The organism is Moorena sp. SIO4G3, assembly GCF_010692305.1.
Taxonomy (GTDB): domain Bacteria; phylum Cyanobacteriota; class Cyanobacteriia; order Cyanobacteriales; family Coleofasciculaceae; genus Moorena; species Moorena producens_A.
The window spans coordinates 1-2206 of the sequence record NZ_JAAHIG010000666.1; the positions used below are offsets into that span (position 1 = coordinate 1).

The window sequence follows — 2206 nt, forward strand, 5'->3', positions numbered from 1 at the left end:
AAATATCCTGAAATGTGGTGCGGCTCGTTCCTAGTAAGAGCCTCTAGAGATTAGAGGGGTATGACTAGGGGGATTCGCGGGGTCAAACCCGAAATCCTAACTGCTTATCGGATGTGGGTGAAAGTCCCACCACTGAGGAGACAGGTGACTCCCTATCTGGCCACACCGAGTGGGCGGCAACCCACAGAGTGACGCTGGCAACAGGGCGCAATCAGTTGACCAAAAGCAGGTAGCAACACTGGCGCTAATGGGGAGACGACAAGGTCTAAGTAGTCCTAGAAAAGTGTCTAACGGGACAAACACAACCTGAATAACATGTGTAAAGAATCCTCTACTCTCACAGCGTTTTCACATTGATAGCTGTAATCTCCGAGAGGGGGATAGGCAAATTGGACTGACCTAAATCGTCATAACAATCTGATAAACGGAACGAGTAAAAACGACAGCAAAAATATGGGTCTGAGGAACGGTCGTAACCTCGGTAAGTTATGCCAAACTTAATCCCCACTGTCGGGTAAGATGTGCTCAAAACTGGGCACGGATTCTCAGAAATATGTTCAACCGAGTAGAGAACAGTTAGACGCATGAGTAAAAAACATAGCGAACTATGGAAGGGTCAAAAGTGGAAGAAACTCCGCCAAGATTTATTCCGCCTACAACGAAGAATATATAAAGCGGTTCAAGCTGGTGACCTAAGGAAAGCTAGGTCTCTACAAAAACTGGTTATGAAATCCCGTTCAGCTCAACTTTTGGCCGTCCGTCAAGTGACTCAATTAAATCAGGGAAAACGCACTGCCGGTATTGATGGAAAGGAAAGCCTCAACTACCGCGAGCGAATTGAGTTGGTAGAAACATTGAACCACTATGGCCACACCTGGTTTCATAGCGGACTCCGGGAAGTACCAATCCCTAAAAAGAACGGAAAAACCCGAATGTTAAAAATACCAACCATCGCCGACAGAGCCTGGCAATGTCTAGTAAAATACGCTCTCGAACCTGCGCATGAAGCAACCTTTCACGCTCGGAGTTACGGGTTTAGGACTGGACGTAGTGCGCAAGATGCCCAAAAACAAGTGTTTCAAAATTTGAAATCCAGTTGTAATGGTATCACCAAAAGAGTCATAGAACTAGATATCAAGAAGTGTTTCGACCGTATCTCCCACAAATCCATCATGGATAGGTTGTTAGCTCCAGCCAATCTGAAGATAGGGCTACTCAGATGTTTAAAAGCTGGCATCTGCCCGGAATTCCCTGAACAAGGAACGCCCCAGGGAGGTGTGGTCAGCCCACTACTCGCCAACATTGCACTTGACGGAATAGAAGACATACATCCCAGCGTCCGTTACGCGGACGATATGGTAATCTTTTTAAAACCAAAAGATGACGCAGAAAAAGTCCTCCGAAAGGTGGAAAAATTCTTAGATGAACGAGGTCTCGAAATCAGTCAACAAAAGACCAAGATAACCAAAACGACAGACGGATTTGACTTCCTTGGCTGGCACATGCGAGTCAAGCAAAACGGAAAATTTCATTGCACTCCCTCAGTGGATAACCATAGGAAAATACGTGAGAAGATTAAAGCCGTGGTCAACAACTCGAATTATGGTGCAAAAGTCAAAGCCAAAAAGTTAGCTCCTATTGTAAAAGGATGGCGAAACTATCACAAATGGTGTGATATGGATAGCTCACGGGACAGCCTATGGTTCATGAAAAAAGCGGCCAACAGGAAATTCCGAAAGGAAAAGAAAACGAACCGCTACCAAGCAAATGAATTATGTGAAAAGGCTTTTCCAGCAGTAGGATATGAACAAAATGGGCACGTAATGGTCAAAGGGACTAAGTCCCCTTATGACGGAGACCTAGTCTACTGGAGTAGGCGAAATAGCAAACTCTACGACAATCATACGGCCAAGGCACTGACCAAGCAAAACCATTCCTGTGGATATTGCGAGATGAGATTCATAGATGAGGAAAGAGTTCACCTCCACCACATCGATGGAAATCATCACAACTGGAAGAAAGACAACCTTATGGCTGTCCACCAAAGTTGCCACCAACAGATTCACTGGAGCAAGTCGAAAGACAAGCCTATTGGTTGAGAGAATCTAGGAGCCGTGTGAGGCGAAAGTTTCACGCACGGCTTTGAAGGAGAGGTGCCTGGGCTAATCCCCAGCATCGACTCTAATAGAACCCCGTGTCTTTAGAC

General features: G+C 45.8%; 1 protein-coding gene. It reads left to right on the top strand.

The window, feature by feature from the left end:
- Positions 1-584: 584 nt before the first annotated feature.
- Entirely contained in the window at positions 585-2099 is a 1515-nt protein-coding gene (locus F6J99_RS44375) for a reverse transcriptase domain-containing protein (RefSeq protein WP_293123660.1), read from the top strand.
- The last annotated feature ends 107 nt before the right edge of the window (positions 2100-2206 follow it).

Bases quoted from the DNA above. Each gene is read 5' to 3' on its own strand.
- F6J99_RS44375 (WP_293123660.1), top strand. From the start codon at position 585: ATGAGTAAAAAACATAGCGAACTATGGAAGGGTCAAAAGTGGAAGAAA.